General features: G+C 54.9%; 17 protein-coding genes. 10 read left to right on the forward strand and 7 right to left on the reverse strand.

Features of this window, described 5'->3' with window-relative positions; all coding sequences use genetic code 11:
- Positions 1 to 4 precede the first annotated feature (4 nt).
- Complete coding sequence (gene lnt / locus HBA55_RS10960; RefSeq protein ID WP_166990440.1) at positions 5 to 1,552, forward strand: apolipoprotein N-acyltransferase; 1,548 nt, start codon at positions 5 to 7, stop codon at positions 1,550 to 1,552.
- On the opposite strand, the gene HBA55_RS10965 is transcribed toward lnt, so the two are convergent.
- The gene (locus HBA55_RS10965) at positions 1,524 to 1,940 is read right to left on the reverse strand and encodes a hypothetical protein (protein ID WP_166990443.1); all 417 of its coding nucleotides are present in this window, start codon (positions 1,938 to 1,940) and stop codon (positions 1,524 to 1,526) included. The two genes, lnt and HBA55_RS10965, sit on opposite strands and share 29 nt — an antisense overlap.
- Positions 1,941 to 2,033: 93 nt before the next feature.
- Here HBA55_RS10965 and HBA55_RS10970 point away from each other — a divergent pair, with 93 nt between their 5' ends.
- Complete coding sequence (locus HBA55_RS10970) at positions 2,034 to 3,011, forward strand: DUF6279 family lipoprotein (protein WP_166990446.1); 978 nt, start codon at positions 2,034 to 2,036, stop codon at positions 3,009 to 3,011.
- Between the two features lie 30 nt (positions 3,012 to 3,041).
- On the opposite strand, the gene HBA55_RS10975 is transcribed toward HBA55_RS10970, so the two are convergent.
- Both HBA55_RS10975 and HBA55_RS10980 read right to left on the reverse strand, forming a co-directional pair.
- Positions 3,042 to 3,935 carry a hypothetical protein gene (locus HBA55_RS10975; protein WP_166990449.1) on the reverse strand — a complete coding sequence of 298 codons (894 nt, stop codon included), beginning with the start codon at positions 3,933 to 3,935 and terminating at the stop codon, positions 3,042 to 3,044.
- A 186-nt stretch (positions 3,936 to 4,121) separates the two neighbouring features.
- On the reverse strand, positions 4,122 to 4,877 hold the full coding sequence (locus HBA55_RS10980; RefSeq protein WP_166990452.1) for a YdcF family protein: 756 nt from the start codon (positions 4,875 to 4,877) through the stop codon (positions 4,122 to 4,124).
- Between the two features lie 149 nt (positions 4,878 to 5,026).
- Between HBA55_RS10980 and HBA55_RS10985 the strand changes: the two genes are divergently transcribed.
- From HBA55_RS10985 to HBA55_RS11000, 4 genes are all read left to right on the forward strand, one after another.
- Positions 5,027 to 6,055 carry a LacI family DNA-binding transcriptional regulator gene (locus HBA55_RS10985; RefSeq protein ID WP_166990455.1) on the forward strand — a complete coding sequence of 343 codons (1,029 nt, stop codon included), beginning with the start codon at positions 5,027 to 5,029 and terminating at the stop codon, positions 6,053 to 6,055.
- Between the two features lie 200 nt (positions 6,056 to 6,255).
- Positions 6,256 to 7,416, forward strand: a complete 1,161-nt coding sequence (nagA, locus tag HBA55_RS10990) for an N-acetylglucosamine-6-phosphate deacetylase (protein ID WP_166990457.1) — start codon at positions 6,256 to 6,258, stop codon at positions 7,414 to 7,416.
- A gap of 17 nt (positions 7,417 to 7,433) precedes the next feature.
- Positions 7,434 to 8,228 carry a glucosamine-6-phosphate deaminase gene (nagB, locus tag HBA55_RS10995; RefSeq protein WP_166990460.1) on the forward strand — a complete coding sequence of 265 codons (795 nt, stop codon included), beginning with the start codon at positions 7,434 to 7,436 and terminating at the stop codon, positions 8,226 to 8,228.
- A gap of 18 nt (positions 8,229 to 8,246) precedes the next feature.
- Positions 8,247 to 10,901 carry a family 20 glycosylhydrolase gene (locus tag HBA55_RS11000; protein WP_166990463.1) on the forward strand — a complete coding sequence of 885 codons (2,655 nt, stop codon included), beginning with the start codon at positions 8,247 to 8,249 and terminating at the stop codon, positions 10,899 to 10,901.
- Here the strand turns inward: HBA55_RS11000 and HBA55_RS11005 are convergent.
- Positions 10,879 to 11,685 (reverse strand): SDR family oxidoreductase, encoded by an 807-nt coding sequence (locus HBA55_RS11005; RefSeq protein WP_166990466.1) that lies wholly within the window; start codon positions 11,683 to 11,685, stop codon positions 10,879 to 10,881. The genes HBA55_RS11000 and HBA55_RS11005 overlap by 23 nt on opposite strands.
- A gap of 235 nt (positions 11,686 to 11,920) precedes the next feature.
- Between HBA55_RS11005 and mhpA the strand changes: the two genes are divergently transcribed.
- Positions 11,921 to 13,495, forward strand: a complete 1,575-nt coding sequence (mhpA, locus tag HBA55_RS11010) for a bifunctional 3-(3-hydroxy-phenyl)propionate/3-hydroxycinnamic acid hydroxylase MhpA (RefSeq protein ID WP_166990469.1) — start codon at positions 11,921 to 11,923, stop codon at positions 13,493 to 13,495.
- A gap of 546 nt (positions 13,496 to 14,041) precedes the next feature.
- On the opposite strand, the gene HBA55_RS11015 is transcribed toward mhpA, so the two are convergent.
- A complete protein-coding gene (locus HBA55_RS11015; protein ID WP_166990472.1) occupies positions 14,042 to 16,360 on the reverse strand; it encodes a TonB-dependent receptor in 2,319 nt (772 codons plus the stop codon).
- A gap of 178 nt (positions 16,361 to 16,538) precedes the next feature.
- On the opposite strand from HBA55_RS11015, the gene HBA55_RS11020 reads away from it, so the two are divergent.
- Complete coding sequence (locus HBA55_RS11020) at positions 16,539 to 17,543, forward strand: zinc-binding dehydrogenase (protein ID WP_166990475.1); 1,005 nt, start codon at positions 16,539 to 16,541, stop codon at positions 17,541 to 17,543.
- A 6-nt stretch (positions 17,544 to 17,549) separates the two neighbouring features.
- Here the strand turns inward: HBA55_RS11020 and HBA55_RS11025 are convergent, their stop codons facing one another.
- Positions 17,550 to 18,167: a TetR/AcrR family transcriptional regulator gene (locus HBA55_RS11025; protein WP_166990478.1), complete on the reverse strand. Its 618-nt coding sequence runs from the start codon at positions 18,165 to 18,167 to the stop codon at positions 17,550 to 17,552.
- Between the two features lie 191 nt (positions 18,168 to 18,358).
- Here HBA55_RS11025 and HBA55_RS11030 point away from each other — a divergent pair, with 191 nt between their 5' ends.
- Together HBA55_RS11030 and HBA55_RS11035 are read left to right on the forward strand one after the other, a co-directional pair.
- Positions 18,359 to 19,465, forward strand: coding sequence for a VOC family protein (locus tag HBA55_RS11030; RefSeq protein WP_166990480.1), 1,107 nt, complete (start codon positions 18,359 to 18,361; stop codon positions 19,463 to 19,465).
- Between the two features lie 44 nt (positions 19,466 to 19,509).
- On the forward strand, positions 19,510 to 20,496 hold the full coding sequence (locus tag HBA55_RS11035; RefSeq protein WP_166990483.1) for a fumarylacetoacetate hydrolase family protein: 987 nt from the start codon (positions 19,510 to 19,512) through the stop codon (positions 20,494 to 20,496).
- A 65-nt stretch (positions 20,497 to 20,561) separates the two neighbouring features.
- On the opposite strand, the gene HBA55_RS11040 is transcribed toward HBA55_RS11035, so the two are convergent.
- Positions 20,562 to 22,064, reverse strand: a complete 1,503-nt coding sequence (locus tag HBA55_RS11040) for a tryptophan halogenase family protein (protein ID WP_166990486.1) — start codon at positions 22,062 to 22,064, stop codon at positions 20,562 to 20,564.

Here is a 22,064-nt window from a genome sequence, read left to right on the forward strand (position 1 = left end):
GGTGATGGATGCCAACTCCAGTACGGATTCCCACAGAACGGCGGTCGCGGGACTCGGCCTGAGCTGGTCGGCGCGGCTCACGCCCTGGCTGGCCCTGCTCGGCGGCGCCCTCACACCGCTGTCTCTGGCGCCCCTTAATCTCTGGCCGCTGGCCTTTGTTGGCCCAGCACTGCTGGCATTGCTGCTGTACGGCCAGTCTCCCCGCCAGTGCGCCAGGCTCGCCTTTTTCTTTGGCCTTGGCCTGTTCGGTGTTGGCGCCTCCTGGGTTTATGTCAGCATTCATGATTTCGGCCAGGCCTCGATTACGCTGGCAATATTGTTGACGGCACTTTTTGTTGCCGGACTGGCCCTCGTCTTTGCACTGCCGCTTGCCATTGTCAATCTGAGTCGAGAAAGACACTTCGGTGCTTACCTGCTGCGCTTTGGAGCCCTGTGGGTATTAGGCGAATGGCTGCGCAGCTGGTTGCTGACCGGCTTTCCGTGGCTGTTTATCGGCTATAGCCAAATGGCCACGCCGCTGGCGGGCTGGGCACCGGTGGCCGGTGTGTTCGGTGTCTCCTTGATCACCGTGTTGACAGCCATAGCGCTGGCATTTTGTTGCTCCCAACATACCCGCCGCTCTGCCAAACTGATGCTCACTGCCGCCGTTGCGGGCCTTTGGCTGACGGGAGGCATACTGCAAAACAACCAATGGACCACTGAACAGGGTGAGCCTGTCAGGGTGGCGCTGGTACAGGCCAATATCCCCCAGGAAAAAAAGTGGCAGCCCAGCTTTTTGTTGCCCACCCTGGAACGCTATCGGCAGCTGTCACGGACGGCCTGGAGTAATGACTGGGTAATCTGGCCCGAGGCAGCCATTCCCATGCTCTATCACCGGGCATTACCCTTTCTTGAAGAGATGCAGGAAAAGGCCGCGAATACACAAACGGCTCTGATCACGGGTATCCTCTACGATACTCCCGGCAACCCGGTCTACCATAACAGCGCAGTGGGCCTGGGCATGGCCACCGGCATGTATCACAAGACCCGGCTGGTTCCCTTTGGTGAGTACGTGCCCCTGGAGCAGTGGCTGCGGGGCCTGATCGAATTCTTTAATTTGCCCACCTCCATCATCAGCTCGGGCGACTCACAGCAACATGGCCTTCAGATAGGCAGCCTGATGCTGGCCACGGCGATTTGCTACGAAATCGTCTATCCGGATCTAGTGGCTGAGCAAAGCAGTGACCGCAGTGTCATCTTAACGATCAGTAACGACGCCTGGTTTGGCCATTCCTGGGGGCCGCTGCAACATCTGCAAATGGCCCAGATGCGAGCCCTGGAAACCGGCCGCTATGTCATTCGGGGCACCAATAATGGCGTCAGCGCGATCATCTCACCGGATGGGAGCTTACAGCAGGCCAGTGATCAATTTGTGCAGGCGGTGGTTGAGGGTGAGGTACAGCCAAGACTCGGCGACACCCCCTTTATGAGCACAGGCAGCCTGCCAACTCTGTTGGTTTGTGCCCTGATGCTGGCAGCGGGCTTCAGGCGACCGCTGGCACCTCGCCATTGAGTAATGAGAAAGGCTGCCCACCACTGAGCAGAGGTTCCAGATAGCGGCTTCTCGAGGCTTCATTGACCGCAATACACTCGCCTTTTAACGGTGACATCCCCACCCACTGAAACCGCCAGCGCAACCATTCCGGCTCCTCTCCGGGCTGGTACTGCAAAAAGTCCACTTCTGCCGGTCTGGCGCCCAATTTCTGCACCAACTGGTGCGCTATGTGCTCGGCACTCTTACTCAGTCGACGGGCGGGCATTTCCTGGCTCGCCACCAGAATCACGGTATAGCGCTTGCGATAGACCAGGCAACACAACTGAACCGGGATAAGGCGACTCAGGCGGTCTTGCAGTTGTAAATGATCTAATTGCAGACGTTCGGGATCGAGGGAGATGTTCATAAGGTACAACGCTTTTGAATTATTGTTATTATCTCGGTCTATTATGTCGTTAAGATGATTCGTTTCCTGACCGCTGACCGGGGGAACCAACCTATGCGATGCATCAACGTACCGGAATTGGCACGTATTTCGACATTGCTACGAGAGAAGCGGGATTCTAGCACGGCCGCATTCAATCGGGTAGTGCTGAAAAGAGCTGCTGTTTTGCTGGTGATTATCGGCTGCCTCGGATTGAGCGGTTGCACACTGCGAGTCAGCTATACCTTTCTGGACTGGTGGATCGGCTGGCAGATCAGAGACCACGTCTCCCTGAGTCGGGACCAGCGCAAAACCATGGAACAGGCGTTGGACCGGTTTCATCTCTGGCATCAAAGTACCCAATTGCCCCGTTATCTGGCCGCCAGTGAACGTCTGCAGGAGCAATTACAGGCCCCCTCACTGCCCCCTCAAAGCTGGCAGGACATCGCCCTGGAAGGTCAATTGCTCTATGAAGACAGCCTTAAACAGCTGATGCCTGACCTCGTCACTCTGTTTATTGAGCTCAACGACGAGCAATGGCTGGAATTCAAACAGAGCATTGGCAAGAAGCACGAGAAATACGCCAAACGCTATATAGACGTCACCCCCGAGGAGAGGCTGAAAAAGCGGCGGGAGCACACCCTCGAAGTTCTGAAACCCTGGATCGGCAAACCCTCCGAACAGCAGCAGCAGCTGATTGATGACTGGAACCAGGCCCTGAAACCTATTGCCGAAATGTCACTTCAGCAGCGGCAAACCATGCTGGCCCGGGCTGACAGCATTTACCAACAACGAACCGAACTGGCCCGTAACGACCTGAGTCAACAACTGTGGCAGCTGATCACCAATGATCGCTCGCTGTATTCTGAGTCTCATTTAGAACTTATCAGAGACAATCAGCAGCTGACGTTTGAGCTGTCCAGCCAGTTGCACGCCAGCCTCAGTGACAAGCAGCGCAAGAGACTGTTAGAGGAACTGCAGAGCTATCAGCAGGATTTCGCTTACCTGCACGAGCGATACCTTAAAAACACCCAGGTGCATCCGGCAATCTAAGGGCGTGGGCAGTTCTCAGGGTTCTCAGTATCAGTGACTGGCGAGCCAGGCTTCGAGTTCCTTCTCCAGCTGATCCCTTAACAGGTGGATTCCCCCATCAACACCCTCCACGTAGGCCTGGATAATTTCTGACCCCAGTGAGAATAACTGCCTGGCGTCGGCTTTGTGGCAATCGCCGTGGAGAATGTCCCGCTTGATGGTATTGAGGAAGAAAGCCAACTTGAGCTCGTAGTTCTTGAGCTCCTGCAACGACTTCCAACCGCCCTTTAACTGGGCATCCATATTGTCAATCTGAAGCACCAGCTCGCGATTTTGCTGCTCAGCGCACTGCAGCCAATAGCGCAACTTTTTGTCATGCTCTTCGTCACACTCACTCACTACCGCAGCGTGGGTCGCCAGACCACGGATGCGGGCTAATTGCTCCACCAGTTCGGGCACCTGACGACTGACCAGCGGTAATACATTGTCGACAACTTCAGTGCCCGCAGGCAGCACCTCCTGCCAGTGCAACTTTTGGAATTGGCGGGCCAGCCCCGTCATTAACTGTAACAACTGCTCGATCAGAAAGGAGTGGTACTCAAAGTTCTCAAGCAGTGCATCCCCTTCCCAGTCATGGCAAACGGTACTCCAGCCGTGACGAACATTGCGTTGCTCTGCATCCGGCACCAGCCTGTCGAATTCGGTACAGGTATGGCGCAACGCCAGCAGGCGGCGATTTACCTGAGTCTGAACCTGATTCATATCCTCGGTAAACAAGCCGTCTCCGGCCAGGTGAGCGAGGCAGACTCCGCGGTGTTGCTGGATGGAATTGATCAGGCGATTGAACTGGCGCATCAACGTCAGAGCGGCGTTGCGTTCGCGATAACGGGCGGTGACGGCATCTACCTGCGATCGCTGCTCCAAAAGCGTATCGGCTTCCACCATAGTCTCTGTGTTCCTTGTATCTACAACCGTGTCGGTCTTGTTGTCTTTCAATCTTCTTTTGGTTCTGCAAAGACTACGCCAATCCGAAACTATCGTTGGGGAGCCCCGATAGCGCGATCACAATTCGCGCGCTGCGGTCATTATTCGGGCAGCGACTGCTATTGCCGCGCCAAAAGTGTGCAGTTGCTACGGGCTCAGTCGATACACCCATCCTCCCAGCCACTCATGCAGCATATAGCGGCTGCTTCGCAAGGCGTTGGCACTGGGCAAAAAATCCAACACCTCCGGGCCCAACTGTTGGCGGGCGAATCCCAGCCCCGCCGGTACCACCTCAAAACCGGCATTCTGGAAGACTCGTTCGGCCCGCGCCATATGCCAGGAATGAGTGACCAACAGGATGCGACTGAAACCCTGATCAGCCAGCAGTGCGTAAGAATGGAGGCCATTCTCGGCGGTGTTGCGGCTACCTCCCTCGCGCCACTCTACCGGTACACCAAACTCCTGGATCAATGTATCCGCCATCATCTCGGCTTCCGGCCGGGCATCCTCCCGAAAAACCGATCCACCGGAAACAAGAACTGGCAGCTCGGTTTGCCGATGCAGAGTTGCGGCATACCTCAGGCGCTCCAGGGCCAGGCGGTTCACAGTATCCTGATATCCGTATTCCGGGGCCTCACGGCGTCTCCCCGCCCCCAGCACCACAATAGCCTGGGCGGACGCAGCCTGCGTCAAATCGATTGGGGCATAGTTCCATTCCAGCCCTCTTTGCAGAGACCAGGACACCACCGGTAACGCCAGCAACCACAGGCTGATCAAACCCAGTAGCCCCAGGGCGCGGGATATTTTCGGGTAGCGCCTCCAGCAGACGATCGCCAATGCGATACAGACTAATTGCAGGGCGGGGGGCAGAATCAGTGTTTTGGCTATGGAACGAATCAACATCGGTGTAGTATTCGGTAGAAACAATAGTCGTTAATGGTCATAAATCGCAGGCCTAACCCTACCACGATTGATGAACAAATCGCATTTGCACCCAAGTCATAAACCTTCTACCCTGTGCGGCTTTGCGCCGAAGACCCCTTGTAGACCCTATGAAACCGACCATTAAGGATGTGGCCAAGCTGGCCGGAGTGTCATTTAAAACTGTTTCCCGGGTGATCAACAACGAGCCGTCGGTGGGTGAAGCCCTTAAAGAGAAAGTCTGGAAAGCGGTCAAGGAACTGAATTATCAGCCTAACCTCTCCGCCCGGCACCTGCGTGGCGGCTCTTCGTTTATCGGGTTTATTTACGACAATCCCAACAGCCATTACGTCATCAGCATGCAGCACGGTATCCTGCAGGAGTGTCGTCGGCAGGGATTCGAACTAGTGATCCACCCCTGCGATGCCAAGTCAGACACCATCACCGACGAATTGGCTGAGATGGTCGAACGGGGGCACCTGGCGGGGCTGGTGCTGACACCGCCGGTATCCGAAACCCGCGAGATTATTGAGGACCTCGGCCGGCGGGGCATCAAATTTGTACGCATTATCTCCGGCTCGGAAGAGCCGGATGATCTGTCTCCCTGCGTTTACATTGACGATCGCAATGCGGCGCGGGAGATTACCCAATATCTGATCGATCTGGGGCACACACGCATCGGATTCCTCTCAGGTGATACCGTGCATTCCTCATCCGGAGAGCGGGAAGAGGGTTACCGCCAGGCACTGCATGAAAATGGACTGACAGTGGACGAATCCCTGGTCCTGCAGGGCCAATACTCGTTTGAGTCGGGGGTGGAGCGCACCAAGCAACTACTCAGCCTTGAATCCCCACCCTCAGCCGTATTCGCCTGTAACGATGAAATTGCGGCAGGGACTCTGTTTGCCGCCAGACTGCTGGGTACCGAAGTGCCGGGCAAGCTCTCTATTGTCGGCTTTGAGGATAATCCCTTTTCCCGCCAGACCTGGCCCAAGCTGACGACCGCTGCCCAGCCCACCAGCCAGATTGCCGCCAGTGCAGCCGCCCTCCTGATTCAATCAACCCGAACAACGCGCAGCGGGCAGAATCCCACAGAAGCCATCGAAAACGGCTTTCACCCCCAGCTGGTGGTACGGGATTCCACGGCAGAACCGGCTTAAACGCCACCAGCCCTGTTTGATTGGCTGAATCCTGCCCCCACTTAGCCCTACCTCAAATTAGCCTGCTGGCTGCTGGTTTGCCTTTCAAACTGCTACTCCATAATGATGACAACGTTGTCCCAAAGAAAAACTCGTGCTACAGTGGCCAGACTTTAACCAATTCGATAACCATTAACCCATTCCAGGAGAGCAGGTTTTCAATGCTGACCGCACTTACCAATGCCCGCGTATTTGACGGCCATCAATGTCTGGAAGGCTACGCCGTCGTTCTGAACGGCTCCAGAATTCACGCGCTGTTGCCGGAAAAGGAACTCGACACTGACATCGAAAGACAAAATCTTGAAGGCGGTGTTCTGGCGCCGGGATTTATTGACCTGCAAGTCAATGGCGGTGGCGGCATTCTGTTTAACAACAGCCCCGATCTGGATGGCATCCGTCAAATGCTGGAGGGTCATCGCAACGGCGGTACCACCTCCATGACCCCAACTCTGATCAGCGATTCGCTGGTACAGCAACAACAGGGAGTGGCAGCCGTGTGCCAGGCGCTGGAGGAAAAACTGCCGGGGGTGCTGGGTGTGCATATTGAGGGCCCCTTCTTTAATCCCGATCGCCGCGGCACTCATAAACAGGATTACATCCGCCCTATGTCCGCTGAGGATCTCGAATGGTTAGCGAGCATCAGACGACATCATCCCGACATGACCCTGTTAATCACTCTGGCACCGGAACAGACCAAAGCCGGCCAGATCCAAACACTGGCGGATGCAGGCATCCGTGTCTGCGCAGGGCACACCGATGCCAATCACGAGCAGATCAAGGCGGCACTCGCCGAGGGCCTGAGCGGATTTACCCACCTATACAACGCTATGCGTCCGCTCACCGGGCGCGACCCCGGTGTGGTTGGCGCGGCTCTGGCCGACAATGACAGCTGGTGTGGCATCATCGCCGATGGCCACCATGTCGATCCGACAGCCATTCAGGTTGCCCTTAACGCCAAACCCGCCGGTAAGGTTTTTCTGGTCACCGACGCCATGGCAACCGTCGGTTCAAACGAGAACAGCTTTTCCCTATACAACGAAGTGATTAGCGAACAGGACGGCTGCCTGGTGAACGCCGAAGGCAATCTGGCCGGCAGCGCCATCGGCATGATCGACGCCGTGCGCTTTTGCGTGGAATCCGTTGGCGCTTCATTGCAAGAGGCCCTTCGTATGGCTTCACTTTACCCGGCTCAATACATTGGCAAGGCAGATCAGCTCGGTCGAATTCGCAGTGGTTATCGCGCCGACCTTGTCCACTTCGATGACGCTTTTCGCGTTCAGCACACCTGGGTGGCCGGCAGCAAGCGCCGGCACATGAATTAATTTCGGAGCGTAACTTCATGCAAGTAGTCATTCTCGACAACGCCGATGCCGTCGCCAACTATGGCGCGAACATTTTTGTACGCCGGTTACAGCGACAACCTGCCAGTGTGTTTGGCCTGGCGACGGGCTCCACACCCGTCGCGTTGTATCAAAAGTTGATTCAAACTTATGAACGCGGAGAGGTATCGTTTCGCGATGTGACCACCTTTAATCTCGATGAATATCTCGGCCTCAGCGGCGATCATCCCCAAAGCTATCGCCACTTTATGAACCAACAGCTGTTTGAGCACATCGACATCAATCCGGGCAACACCTACGTGCCACCGGGCAACGCCAGCAATCCCATCAGTGCCTGCGAAGAGTATGAACAACTGATTGAAAAACACGGCGGCATTGATATTCAACTGTTGGGCATCGGGCGCAATGGCCATATCGGTTTTAACGAACCCTCCTCCGGTCTGCGCTCACGCACCCGTGTCAAGACGTTAACGCCGGCCACCATTGACGATAACGCCCGCTTCTTTGAAGACGATGAGTACCAACCCCATCTGTCCATCACCATGGGTATTGGCACGATTCTGGACAGCCGCCAAGTGGTGTTGCTCGCAACGGGCAGCCACAAGGCCGATGCGATTCGCGATACCGTTGAAGGTCCGCTGTCAGCCGCCTGCCCCGCTTCGGCCCTGCAGATGCACACCAACGCTGTAGTCATTGTGGACGAAGCTGCGGCAGCCAGATTGCAACACGCGGATTTTTACAAGCATATCGAACGGGAAAACCAACAATTGTTGGCACAGCTTGGAATTAACTAAAGGCGCGGAATCAGTACCATGATAAAAATAACACCGAGCTACACGCTGTCGTTTTTTTTATTGGCGATAGCGGGATGCCAGTGGGAGGGTGCGGCCCGACCGGACACCCAATCAACCCGGGATGATCTCAAAACACAACAGCAACTGTCGGTGCTTGGCAAACAGCTTCAAGTCACCTACCAGGTTCTGGATAACCGCCCCGGTGCCCATTGTGACAAGAATCGGGCCGATGGCCTGTGTTTCCAATCACAGTTGTTATTGACGATGCCCGAAGACTGGCAGGCCAGCAACTGGTCAATGTACTTTTCCCATATGTCACCTATTCAGCGAGACTTTAGCGATGACTTCGACATTGAATTTTTAAACGGTGACTTACACCGCCTGACCCCTACCTCCAACTTTGAAGGCTTTGAAGCCGGGCAACCCATTGCTGTTCCTTTGCAAGCGGATTACTGGCACCTGGCCAAGACCGACATCATGCCCAACTACTACGTCGTCAGCGGATCACTGCAACCAGAGCTGGTCAACAGTACGATAGCTCGAATTGATGATGCCACCGGGCTCGAAATCCTGCCCCACGCAGGTGGATTTACGGAACAGGAAAAACATCTCAAACGCAGCTCCGGTGACCAGACTCTGTTTGCCTCGGCAGAGAATCAGTTTCGGCGTATTACGACTGATAACATCGCGGCAGAACAACTCCGCTCGGAAATGATACCGACGCCCAGGACCATCGAAATGACCGATGGGAAATTGGATATATCTCGCGGCATAAAACTTACCGGGCAAATTCCATCACTTGATGCCATCGACACTGCGCTGCAGGGTTTATCACGCCTGGGCGTTCATCAGTCGGGAGACGGGGCAGTTGTCTCGTTCAGGCAACTGGCGGATGAGAGCCTGAACTCGCCGGAAGCCTACCGCCTTGAGATTTCTGCCGCAGAGATTGAAATCAGCTTTAAAACCGCTGTCGGTGCCCACTATGCGCTGCGCTCCCTGGCCAGCCTGCTGTTTGTGGGAGAAACCCAACTGCCGGCATTGCGCATCGCCGATTCGCCACGTTACCCGTTTCGCGGTATGCACCTGGACGTGGCGCGAAATTTCCGCGACAAACACTATGTGATCCGATTGCTGGAACAAATGGCCCGTTACAAACTTAACCGTCTGCATTTGCATCTCGGCGACGATGAAGGCTGGCGTGTGGAAATTCCCGATCTGCCGGAACTGACAGACATCGGCAGCCAACGCTGCCACGATCCCGAAGAAAAACTCTGCATCATGCCACAGCTCGGCAGCGGTCCGTTCGCCCATGGCGCGGCCAACGGCTACTACAGCCGCCGAGACTATCAGGAGATCCTGCATGCCGCGCAGGCGAGACATATCGAAGTGATTCCCTCCTTTGATATGCCCGGTCACTCCCGCGCCGCCGTGGCCGCGATGGAAGCCCGTTACCAGCGCTTGATTGCTGCTGAACAACCGCACGAGGCCAGTCGTTACCGTCTGATCGACCCGCTGGACAAAACGGTCTACCAATCCATCCAGTATTATAACGACAATACGTTGAATGTCTGTCTGGATTCCAGCTACACCTTTGTCGAAAAAGTTATCGACGAAATGATAACCCTGCATGCTCAAGCCGGTGTGCCGCTGACCCGCTATCACATTGGCGCCGATGAAACCGCCGGAGCCTGGATTCAATCTCCCGCCTGTGAATCATTGCTTACCAACCCTGATCTGGAACTGGAAGACCACCACGACCTGACCGGTTACTTTGTTGAACGCGTTGCCAATATGGTTGCCGACAAAGGAGTGATGCCCGCGGGCTGGAACGATGGCCTCTCCACCACCGACACAGGCAAAATGCCGAACGCAGTGCAATCCAATGCCTGGACACCTCTGTTTTGGGACGGCCACAAAGTTGCCCACGAGCAAGTCAATCGCCACTGGCAGGTAGTGGTGTCCACGCCGGACACCACCTACTTTGATTTCCCCTATGCCGCTGATCCGGAGGAACGCGGTTACTACTGGGCAAGTCGAGCCACGGGGACACTGGACGTATTTGAGTTTATGCCCGACAACCTGCCGGCTCACGCCGAATTTCGCGGCGACCGGGAGCAACGCCCCATGAGCTTGGATGACCGCAACAGCGCCATCAAAGAACAACGCCGGTTTTACGGTCTACAGGGACACCTGTGGACGGAAACCACCCGCACTGATGCCCAGGCGGACTATATGATATTCCCGCGTTTGATCGCACTGGCCGAACGCGCCTGGCATCGCCCGGATTGGGAGCTCGCCTACGACTATCGAGGTGCGCTCTACAACAAGGACAGCCAACACTTTGACCAGAAACGCCGGCAACTGCGGCAACGGGATTGGAACCGATTTGCCAACCTGCTGGCTCAAAAAGAGCTGCAGAAACTGGATATACAGGGTGTGCGCTATAGGGTGCCCACCCCCGGTGCCAGCATTGTGGATGGCAAACTGCACATGAAGTCCCCATTTCCGGGGCTAACCATGCAATACCGACTCGCGGCCGGTGAATGGAAGGAATACCTGAACCCCATTGAACTGACAAACTCAACAACGGTAGAGGTGCGACTGCGCTCGGCGGATGGAGCCCGCGCCGGTCGCAGCCTAAAGCTGATGCCTACCCCATCACATCACCCATAAAACGGAGCACAATCTTATTCATCATGGGCCCAGGTAACAGGCGTTTGACCACTGACATGACCTTGGCCCGATCCATCGGCACTCGCAGAGGTTTTTTCTGCGATGTAATCACCTCGTAGATCTTGGCCGATACCATCTCCGGTGTCAGCTTGCTGGCGGCCGTATCCGCGGCCATGCGCTCCACCATCTTATGCGTGCGGGAATTGGCCGGCACATTTTTTACCGTACGCAAATGACTGCCCGTGGCCGGGCGATCCATGTGCATCGCCACCGGCTGCATAATCACCACATCGATATTATGCGGCTTCATTTCGTAATACAGCGCTTCACTCATGGCCTCCAGACAAAACTTCGCGGAAGTATAAGCACTCATAAACGGCACCGCGAGAATGCCACCCAGCGAACTCATATTGACTATGGTGCCACCGCGTTGCTTCTTCATCACCGGGATGACTGCCTTGCAGACCCGCATCACACCAAAGATATTGGCATTGAATAAATCCTGAACCTCCTCGACGGATTGCTCTTCCACGGAACCGATAATCATCTGGTTCACACAGTTAATCAGGACATCAATACGACCTTCGCGCTCAACCACCTCATCCACACAGGCCTGCACAGACTCATCACTGTTGACCTCCATCGGCAGCAGCGTAAAGGGGTAATCGCTCTCTCTGCCCTCCGGATTGCGCATGGTGCCGTACACCTTCAACCCCTTGCGACTGAGCAACGAGCCCAACACCGTTCCCAGACCTCCCGAGGCCCCCGTAATCAGTACCACCATACGACATCTCCAGCTATAAAGTGAATCATATTCAATTCTGATTATAAACCCATAATAAGACATTAAGTCAATATATGAATTCTTGTTTGCCGACCCCGAAGGTAAAAAGGCCAATAATCACCGGCATTTTCGTGTCTCTCGAAAACTTAATTGAATTATTACTCATAACTGAATATTATTACAACTAAGTGGATTTTCCACGATGGCCTGACTAATAACTTTGGGAGAGCGTACTATGCCCACTCACTACAAAACTGCCGTTGCCATCATTGGCGCCGGCCCCGCCGGACTGACACTGGCCCACCTGCTCGGCAGCCTGGGCGTGGACACCCTGGTCCTGGAAAAACTACCCAACACCATGGAAGAACCGCGAGCCATTGGCATCGACAGCGAAACCCTGCGAACACTGCAATCCGCAGACATCCTCGATGCCGTACGAGAGGAGATATTCTCCGGCATCGAAAGCTCCGATTACCTCAACGCCGACGGCAAACTCCTGTTCTCACTCAATACACTCAACCAGACTCCCTACGGCCATCCACTGTTCAACACCTTCGATCAACCCGCCTTCGATCGCATACTGGCCAACACCATCGCCAAACGTCCCACCGTTGACATCCACTTCCAGCACGAAATGCTCAACTTCACCCAGGATGCCAATGGCGTATTTATTGAAGCCGTCGACGCCAACGGTGAAGGCGTATCCATTGATACTCAATTCCTCGTCGGCTGTGACGGCGGCCGCTCAAAAGTGCGTGATCTGCTCGGCATCCAGATGACCGGCGACAGCAACGAATATCCCTGGCTGGTCATCGACACCATCGACCCACAGTTCGACGATGGCCCCGGCAGCCGCTTCTTCTGCGACCCAGCCCGCCCCGGCATGACCATCAAACGCGGCGCTAACCAACGCCGCTGGGAATGGATGCTGATGCCAGGCGAACAACCGGAACAACTGCTCAAAACCGAAACCATCAACGAACTGCTGGCTCCACATACAGACCCGGCGCAAGTGGACATCTTCCGCCGCCGCGTCTACAACTTCGCCGCCATCATCGCCGAACGCTGGCAACAGGGCCGCGCGTTCCTCGCCGGTGACGCTGCCCACATGACCCCTCCATTCGCCGGCCAGGGGCTTAACAGCGGCATGCGCGACGTGCGCAACCTCTCCTGGAAGCTGGCCATGGTGGTCAACAAACAAGCCGCGCCCACCCTACTTGAAAGCTACCAACAAGAACGCTGGCAGCACGCCCAGGAGCTCATCCAATTCGCCCTCTCGCTGGGTGAACAGATCCAACCCATCGACCCACAAAAAGCTGCCGAACGCGACGCCTTCTTCTTCGCCATGCAGCAAGACCCGGCCGCCATGGACAACTTCTCCCAGGACATGGCGCAATCGGTATTGGTTCGCGCTATCGACAAAGGCGTTGTCGCCAACCAACAAGACAACGCCATCAACGGGCAGATGCTGCCTCAGCCCCAGATCAAAACAGAAAGCGGCGAAACCTGTCTGCTGGATGAAAAACTCGGTAAAGGCTTTAGCATCCTCGGCTACAACTGCGACCCCAAAACGCTACTCACCGAATCACAATTGCAAGACTGGCAAGCGCTCGGCACCACACTCATCAGCGTTGGCGACACCAACTGCGACTACCAGGAATGCGGCGCACAACGCTTAAAGGCGTTATTTACTGACAACAACTGCAACATGATTCTGGTCAGACCCGACAAATTTATTCTGGTCGCCCTTAACCAGGACACTGCAGACATGGCACTGCAACAAGCCAGACAACTTCTCCAACTGATTTAGAAAACCCAAAGCCCTGCTTAAAACCGGCCCTGCGCCGGTTTTTTTGTGTCGTTGATATAATCAAGTACCGGCAGGATTTATCTACGTACGTAGCAGCGGGCTCTGACCGCGACCGGGTCTGCCCCCATTTTATGAAGCACCTGAATCGAGATTGAACCACACCCCACCGGACCTTAACTTTGAGCACTTAATTCTGTACGGGGAAACCCAGTCGCGGTCAGAGCCCGCTGCTACAGAGAGTAGTGCCAAATTGGCTTAAGCAAGTGCCATTGGCGCCTGCCCTCTTGATGAACATAAAGACGAACATAACAATGAGGCACCACAGGTGAAGAACCGCGGTGTAAAAGGTGGCTGGGGCGTTGTTTGCGGAGCATCAAAGAGGGCGCCGAAGGAGTAAAAAAGACAAGCGCTTTTTGCTTGGCTTTTTTGGGACTGAGGGCAGCCCGGAGGGCCGCCCGACCGCTCCGGAAACAACGCCCCAGCCGCCACTTGTGGCACAAAACGACGGGGCATGAAGTCTGCCCCATGGCCAGCCAGAAAATAAAATCAATAAGCCAAACTAAACTGCAGCTCCAAAGTCCGAGGCGCGTTGTAGTAGGAAAAATAGGCCCCCGCCACCAAAAACGGATCATTGGACCAACTCCGAACCTCCTCATCCGTCAGATTTTTACCCAACAGCGCCAACTCCCAACCACCGTCAGAACCCGCCAACGCCAAGCGACCATTCACCGTCGTATGCGCCTCCTCAAGCGTCGCCTCATCCAAATCCAACGCCAGATACTGCTCCGATACATAAGCCACATTCAAATGCGCCCGCAGCAGCAAACCATCACCCAGAGAAAACTCCTGATCCAGGGATAAATTACCCGTCCACTCCGGCGCATTCGCCAACTCACGATCCGTCAAATCCTGACTGCAGCCCACCGGCATCACCAACGTTTGAGGCGAGGTACAAGGAGCATTCTCGTACTTACTGTAATACGCATCCAAATACGCCACAGACGCATTCAAAAACAGCGTTTCACTCAACCGCACCGTACCATCAATCTCCACCCCCTGACTGACGGCCTGAGCCGCGTTGCCGACGCGGAACACATCCCCCTGGAAACTGCTCACCTGCAAATCATCATAATTGGTACGGAAGATCGCAAAATTCACATTGGCGGCGCCATCCATTAACGTCGTCTTACCGCCCAACTCAAACGCCAGCGCCTCCTCCTCATCAAAATCAAACGATTCCGGCGTACTGCCATACTCGCCCGGATCATCCCCAACATTACCAATCGCATTGAATCCGCCCGACTTAAAAGCCTGACTGACACTCGCATACAGCATTACCGACGCACTCACATCGTATTGTAACTTCAGCGAAGGAGAGACATTCTCCGCCCGACGATCGCCATCCAATTCATGCTCATAAATGCCCGCCGCCTGCATACCGCCGACCGCCAACATAAACTCATTAAAGGGCAGAGGACCGGCCGGCGCCGCCATTGGATCGTACACCGCTGCCAAGGGCAAATTTGTGTTGAAACCCGTATAGACCATATCTCTCTGCGCCTGCTTCTCCTCGATGGTATAGCGCAGCCCTGCCGTCAAATGCCAAATCTCATTCAAGTGCCAACTCATCGAACCAAATAGCGCATAGCTGTCAGTGGTTTGATTAAAATCGGATACAGCACCCGAGGCAGGCACAACGGCCAACGACGGATTCAATGCCTGGTATGCCGACAAATTGGTGTGCAACCCACGCTGCAGATCATAATCAGACGTTTGCATGTACAAACCGGCAATAAAATCAAACGACTCACCCAGTGGCGACGCGATTCGAACCTCCTGGCTCCACTGATCAAAATCCTGTGCCTGCGGCATCAACAACGCGTTCAGTGGAGATTGATCCCCATCCACCACCTCATCAAACCGATAGCCGGAATATCCCGTGATAGACGTCAGTTCATACTCGCCAATCTGGTAGTTCACCGTTAGGGTAAAGTTGTCGCTGTTGGTATTGCCTCGCTCAGCGACATCCGTATAACGCCGCTCATCATCGCCTGGATCAAAACCGGCGAACGCCTGCTGATACATCGGTAACCAGGGCCCGACTTTATCCAATCGATAATTGCGGCCCGCCCCATCCGCACGCCCCCACTCATACTTGGCCAGAACCTCCAGATCCGCCGATGGCTCCCAGCGCAAAGTGGCTCGCGCGGCCGTCGATAAAGTGTCCGGCTCGTCCGTACCCAACACCGGATTTTCCAGATAACCGCCACTTTCATTTTGCTGAACAGCGAGACGACCACTGAGCGATTCCGTCAGCGGCCCGGAAACCACACCTTCAACGCTGTAACTGTCGTAGCGGGGTTCAAACCCGGCGCGAAACGAAGCCTCCAACTCATCAGTCGGCTGGGCGGATGTCACCGTCATGGCACCGGCAATCGTATTCTTGCCAAACAATGTGCCCTGTGGACCACGCAATACTTCAACGGAAGCCAAATCCATCAACGGCGCTTGAAACTGCTTGGATCGCCCCGCATAAACACCATCGACAAACAATCCAACGGACTGTTCGAACCCCTGGTTATCCCGCGACCCCAACCCGCGAATATAAATGCTCAAGTTCTGGGGGCTCTGGTTAATCACCAGATTGGGCACTTGAGCAGACAGATCTTCCAGATCCCCCAGTCCGGTTTCTTTAATCGTGTCTCCACCGACCACATTCACCGATACCGGTACGTCCTGCAAGCTCTGTTCCCGTTTTTGCGCAGTGACCACCAGCTCTTCAAGAACAAAGGTTTCGGCCTGCAATCCCGTGGAAGTCAGAGTGGCTATCGCTGCGGCAAGCAGATTTCTCGTCGTAAGTGTCATTTATTGTCTCTCCGTTTTTTTGTGTGCAAACGGGCCACGAAAGACGCATCTTCATAACCCGAATACTGTAATGAACTATATTCAGTTTTGATTTTAAACACAACTATGATTAATATAACAATTATGTCTGAGAACCCCTGCCTCTCAGATACAAATCCACAGGCCAGAGGAATCCAACGTGAAAAACCGCCAAGTCGTACTGAAACAGCGCCCCAACGGCATACCCGCACCCCAGCATTTTGAGGCAGTCACTGCAGACATCGAGTTGACACCGGCCGAGGGCCAGATCGCTGTAAAAAATCTGTATCTGTCCATCGATCCAGCCATGCGTGGATGGGTGTCTCTGGAGGAGAATTACCTGCCACCCGTACAGATCGGTGAGGTCATGCGCTCAGTAACGGTGGGCGAGGTGGTCGCATCGGCGCACCCCAACTACCGAACGGGCGATATCGTTTATGGACTGTTTGGCTGGCAAAAATACGCCGTCACAGAGGTAGACCCGTTAGTAAGAAAAGTGGATCCCGAGCTCGCGCCTATTTCCACGGCCTTGGGGGCACTGGGCCCGAATGGATTGACGGCGCTACTGGTATTGGAACAGATCGGCAAGGTTCAGCCCGGACAGACCGTGCTGATCTCCACGGCTGCCGGTGGTGTCGGCAGTATTGCCGGGCAAATCGCCAAGCTTAAGGGCGCGCGCTGTATCGGCTTGACCGGCAGTGACGAAAAGCGTGCTCTCTGTACGGAGGAATTTGGTTATGACATTGCCATCAATTACAAAACCAGCGCCGATCTGGCGGCAGAAATAAGGGAAGCCGCACCTGAGGGCATTCACTTCTTTTTTGACAACACCTCAGGGACTATTGCCGATGCGGTGTATCCGTCCATGGCGCAGGGCGGTCGGGTTGCACAGGTGGGTACCGCCGCCATTGCCAGCTGGGATGAGCTGCCCATGGGACCGAGGCGCGACCGTTTTATCTTGACCAAACGCCTGACCATTCAGGGGTTTGTGATGCTGGATTACTTCGCTCTGTACCCCGATGCTCTGAAGAGCCTCGCCGGCTGGTACCAGCGGGGAGAACTTAACTATCGGGAGTCCATTACTGAGGGACTGGAGAATGCGCCGCTGGCGCTGACGCAATTGTACGAAGGCACCAATACCGGCAAACAGCTGGTAAAGATATAGAGAAGTTCAACCGGCGTCAGGCAGCGGCTTTTCCATCAGCTGCCTGGCTTCGGCTTCGTCCAGCCCCAGCAGCCGTAAAAAATAGGTCACAAAGGTGTCCGCCTGCTCTGTGGTCACGGCCCCGTCGGACAACCCGGACATTATGCCAATCACGGAACTGTCGAGAAACCGGCAAAATTCCTCAGCGCTGTCGATCTTGAAACGACCGGTTTCAATACCCCGATTGATATCCCGCTCACTGCGCGCTTCTATGCGATCACGGATCAGGTGATTGGGAAACTGGCGAATGATATTCCAGCCCGCCTTGTCCTGAGCACTCCTGATGGTGAAACGATAGGAAACCAGGAACACCTCAGCGGGATCTTCCAGTTCACACACCAACTCATCCAGCGCGTGATCGTATTGAGTCAGATAGTCCTCTGCCATGCCCGCCAGCAAATCCTGCTTGGACTCAAAGTGATTGTAAAATGTGCCCAAGCCTACGTCAGCGGCCTCGGTAATATCGACAATGCTGATGTCTTCAATGCTCTGCTCGCTGCACAGCGCTGCGGCCGCCTCCAGCAGTTTTTTGCGGGTCCTTGCCTTGCGCCTTGCGCCACGATCCATTTTTTCCGCTTCCGCCATAACGTCTCTATACCTTGATTCTGCCGGGCTTGTTGCCAAAGTCGGGCATTTTAGCAGTTAAATCCTCCATTCACACCTGAATCTGGCTCACTCTCACCCCCGCCAACGCTTAACTCTTTTTAATTGTAATATGGTTCACTTTTGAATAAATATACAATAGACTATTGAAAAGCTGACAAGGGGCCGCACCTATGACCATTGCCGTAACTCCCGATACCCTCTCCACCAACGAATTCAAGTCCTGCTGCCAAGTCCGCGAACGCAGCCCCGACCCATTGATAAAAGCCCAGGGGCTGGCCTATGTGGTGTTGCAGCGGCCCGATCTGGATCGCGCAGCAGACTTTTTTACCAGTTTTGGCTTGTTGACCTCCCACCGCACCAGTCAGCGAATTCTGATGCGAGGACGCACCAGCGAGCATCACATTCTGGTGCTGGAAAAAGGGCCCGCACGCTACGCCCGCATGGGTCTCTATGCTGAACGCGAGAGCCTGGATACTCTCTCCACCAAACTGGGGTTGCCCGTTGAAAAGCACGACCCGGAGCTGGGAGGGGAATATGTCACCCTGACCGATCCGGCCGGTCTGACCATCGAAGTCAACGCCGGACTGCGCAGTCTGCCCGATATCGAAAAACCTGCCGCCAACCCCTGGAATTTGTCTGATCACAAACCCCGTATTAATCGCACAGTACGCAAACAAGTGGCGCCAGTGCAGGTACATAAACTCGGCCATACGGTCCACAGTGTCAGCGACATCAAAGGCACCATCGAGTGGTACCAGGACACCCTGGGAATGATTGTTTCTGACTTCCAGTTGCTGAATCAGGAAGAGATTCCCAGCGTCGCCTTTATGCGCTGCGATCGGGGAGATATTCCTGTGGATCACCACACCATTGCCCTCGGTCTGACCCCGGAATTGGGACACCTGCACACCGCCTTCGAACTCGATTCAATGGAAGAGATTGCCATCGCCCAGGAGTGGTTGCAGAAACAGGATTACACCCATTCCTGGGGCATCGGCCGACACATTCTCGGCAGCCAGATCTTTGACTACTGGCGGGATCCCGATGGCGACCTGTTCGAGCACTATGCCGATGGTGATTTGTTCGACAGTTCGGTGGCCACCGGATACCACCCCTTTCACAAAGATGCCCAGCATCAGTGGGGGCCCCATATGAGCGCCGATTTCGCTGGCACCAATCACCCCTGGCGCATGCTTAAGAGTGTTGTCCGCCGGCTCTTTAATAAGGATGACTTGAACCTGGCGCGCATCAAAAAACTTAATAAAGCGCTGAACTGATATTGACTGCGCAGATTTAGATTGAATTTACCAAGAGGTGCACGATGATTTGTCACGTTGTCCACTACCGACTCCCCAACAGCGACACGCAAGGTGATTTCTGGGGAGTGCTGGAGAATGAAACCCTTTTCCCATTACAGGATACCTATTGCTCAACCGCCGACTTTCTGAAACGCGGTCGTGAACAAGCTTATAACCGACTGCGACGGTTAAAGGGGGGTAACGACAAAGACGGCATTCCAGTCAACCAGGTGGAACTGCTGAGTCCGGTGACAAAGCCTTGTCGCGTATTGTGTCAGGGAGCCAACTACCGCCAGCATATGATTGAGTCGGGTATGAACCCTGACGCCAAGTCCTTCAATATGTTTTTCAACAAATCCTCCGCCAGCGTCTGTTCAGGCGATAGCGACGTGGTACGCCCCAATCACGTGCAGCTGTTGGATTACGAGGTGGAATTGGGATTGGTGATCGGCGCGGATACCGACACCAGTATGGAGATTAGCGATGACAATATTCACGAAGTCATTGCCGGTATTGTGATCGGCAACGATATTTCCGCGCGGGATGTACAGGTACCGCAGATGCAGTTTTTCAAGGGCAAGAGCTACCGATCCTTCTGCCCCACCGGCCCTGTGTTATGTCTGATGGAAAAGGAAGATATGCACTACCTGCACAAACTCAATCTGGAATTGCGGGTCAACGGCGAGGTGCGCCAGCGTGACAACACCGCCAATCTGGTGTTCAAGCCCGCCGAATCCCTGTCCGAATTTACCCAGGTCAGCGATCTCAGCGTCGGGGATCTCGTACTGACGGGCACGCCCAGTGGCTGCGCCATGCAGATTCCATCGGCCTTTTTAGTCAAAGCACTGTCGCTACTGCCCGAAGCCACCAAGTGGAAACTGTTTGTCAAAGGCCAGAGCCGCAGTAAAAAGTATTTGCAGCCCGGCGACACCATGAGTACCAGCATCCGCAGCCAGGATGGCAACATTAACCTGGGCACTCAGAACAACCGTGTGGTTGAAGCCGTTTAACTTACACTCGATTTACTCTCTCTGCACGGGTGTCGGTCCCTACGACGGCGCCCCTTTTTTATCGATCAATTCATCTGCGCCAGCCAGGCCGCGCGATGCGGATGAAACCGGTGCGCCAGGCTTTCACATAATTGCCGGGCCGCTTTGGCCGAACGGGTAAACTTGGCCTCGGCCACATTGTCAAATCGACCCATGCCGGAAAAAATGCAATACCAGGAAGGTCGCATATAAGCCTGAGAGGTTTTTTCCGCGGTCAGTGCCGCATCAAAATCTCTGCCTTCGTCCCACGCTGCCATAATACGCTGCAGACTCGGTGACGATAATGCCTGCTCCCGGTTATCGGTCCAGTAGGTCGTATCAGCGCGACTGTTAAGGCGATAATGTAGTGACACATAGTCCTTCACGCCATCAAAGGATTTATTGACCTCCGCATTGAATTCATCGCGGTATTGATCGGTAAATTCGCCTTTTTCAAAGAAATCGATAAAGCGTTCGATGGTAAACTGAATCAATCCGATCGCAGTGGCCTCCAAGGGTTCGATAAAGCCCTGGGACAAACCCGCTGCCACGCAGTTCTTTTGCCAGTGATTGTCCACGCGGCCAACCCGCATTTTCAGGTGTCGCGCCTCAATGCCCTCAGCTTCCGCCCCCAGCACTTTCCTGAGTTCGGCCTCGGCCTGCTCAGGCTGCAGATATTTTGAGGAGTATGCGTAACCATTACCGTAACGGCTGGTCAGGGGAATCCGCCAGATCCAGCCGTGGCCCGCGGCTCGCGATACGGTTTCGGAAGGAATCGGCTGTTCCGGATTCAGCGGCGATGGCATGGCCACAGCACTGTCGTTAAACAGGGTATCGGCGAAAGAGTGAAAAGGCTCTTGCAAGGTTTTGCCGATTAACAGCGACGCAAAGCCGCTGCAATCAAAGAACCAGTCAGCCCCAAGTCGTCCATGTTGATGGGTTTGCAGGGCGGCCAGGGAACCATCTTGATTTTGTTCGACGTGTTTTACCGTGTCGATCACATGACGAACTCCCCGCTCAAGGGCAAAACTTTTCAGAAAACTCGCCAACAACCCCGCATCAAAATGGTAGGCATAGTCGTGCTCAAAACCCAGATCTTCCAGGGGAATAGGGGCCTTTTTCTGCCGGGCCAACTCGGCCGCCACAAAGTAATCGTTGGGATGGCACGCAATCGACTTACCCCGCCGGCGCCTGTTGCAGTTAGTAAAGAAGTCCGCCGCCGGCTCAAGATCCAGGCGCGAAAAAAACGGATGGAAATAGGTTTCAAAACCCGGCTTGGTGGACCAGCCGGGAAAACTGATGCCGCACTTGTAGGTGGCATTGCAGGCTGGCATCCAGTCCTTTTCCGCAATGCCCAGACGCGAGAAAAACTGACGCATGTAAGGTGTCGATCCTTCACCGACACCGATGGTGGCAATATCGCTGGATTCGATCAATGTAACCTGGGTTCGATGACTATCGTCTCCTCCCCAGGCGTGATTGAGCAGGCAGGCTGCCATCCAACCGGCGGTACCGCCCCCTACGACCACAATGTGATTCGGCTTCGACAT

It is taken from the genome of Pseudomaricurvus alkylphenolicus, assembly GCF_011683955.1.
Lineage (GTDB): Bacteria > Pseudomonadota > Gammaproteobacteria > Pseudomonadales > Cellvibrionaceae > Pseudomaricurvus > Pseudomaricurvus alkylphenolicus.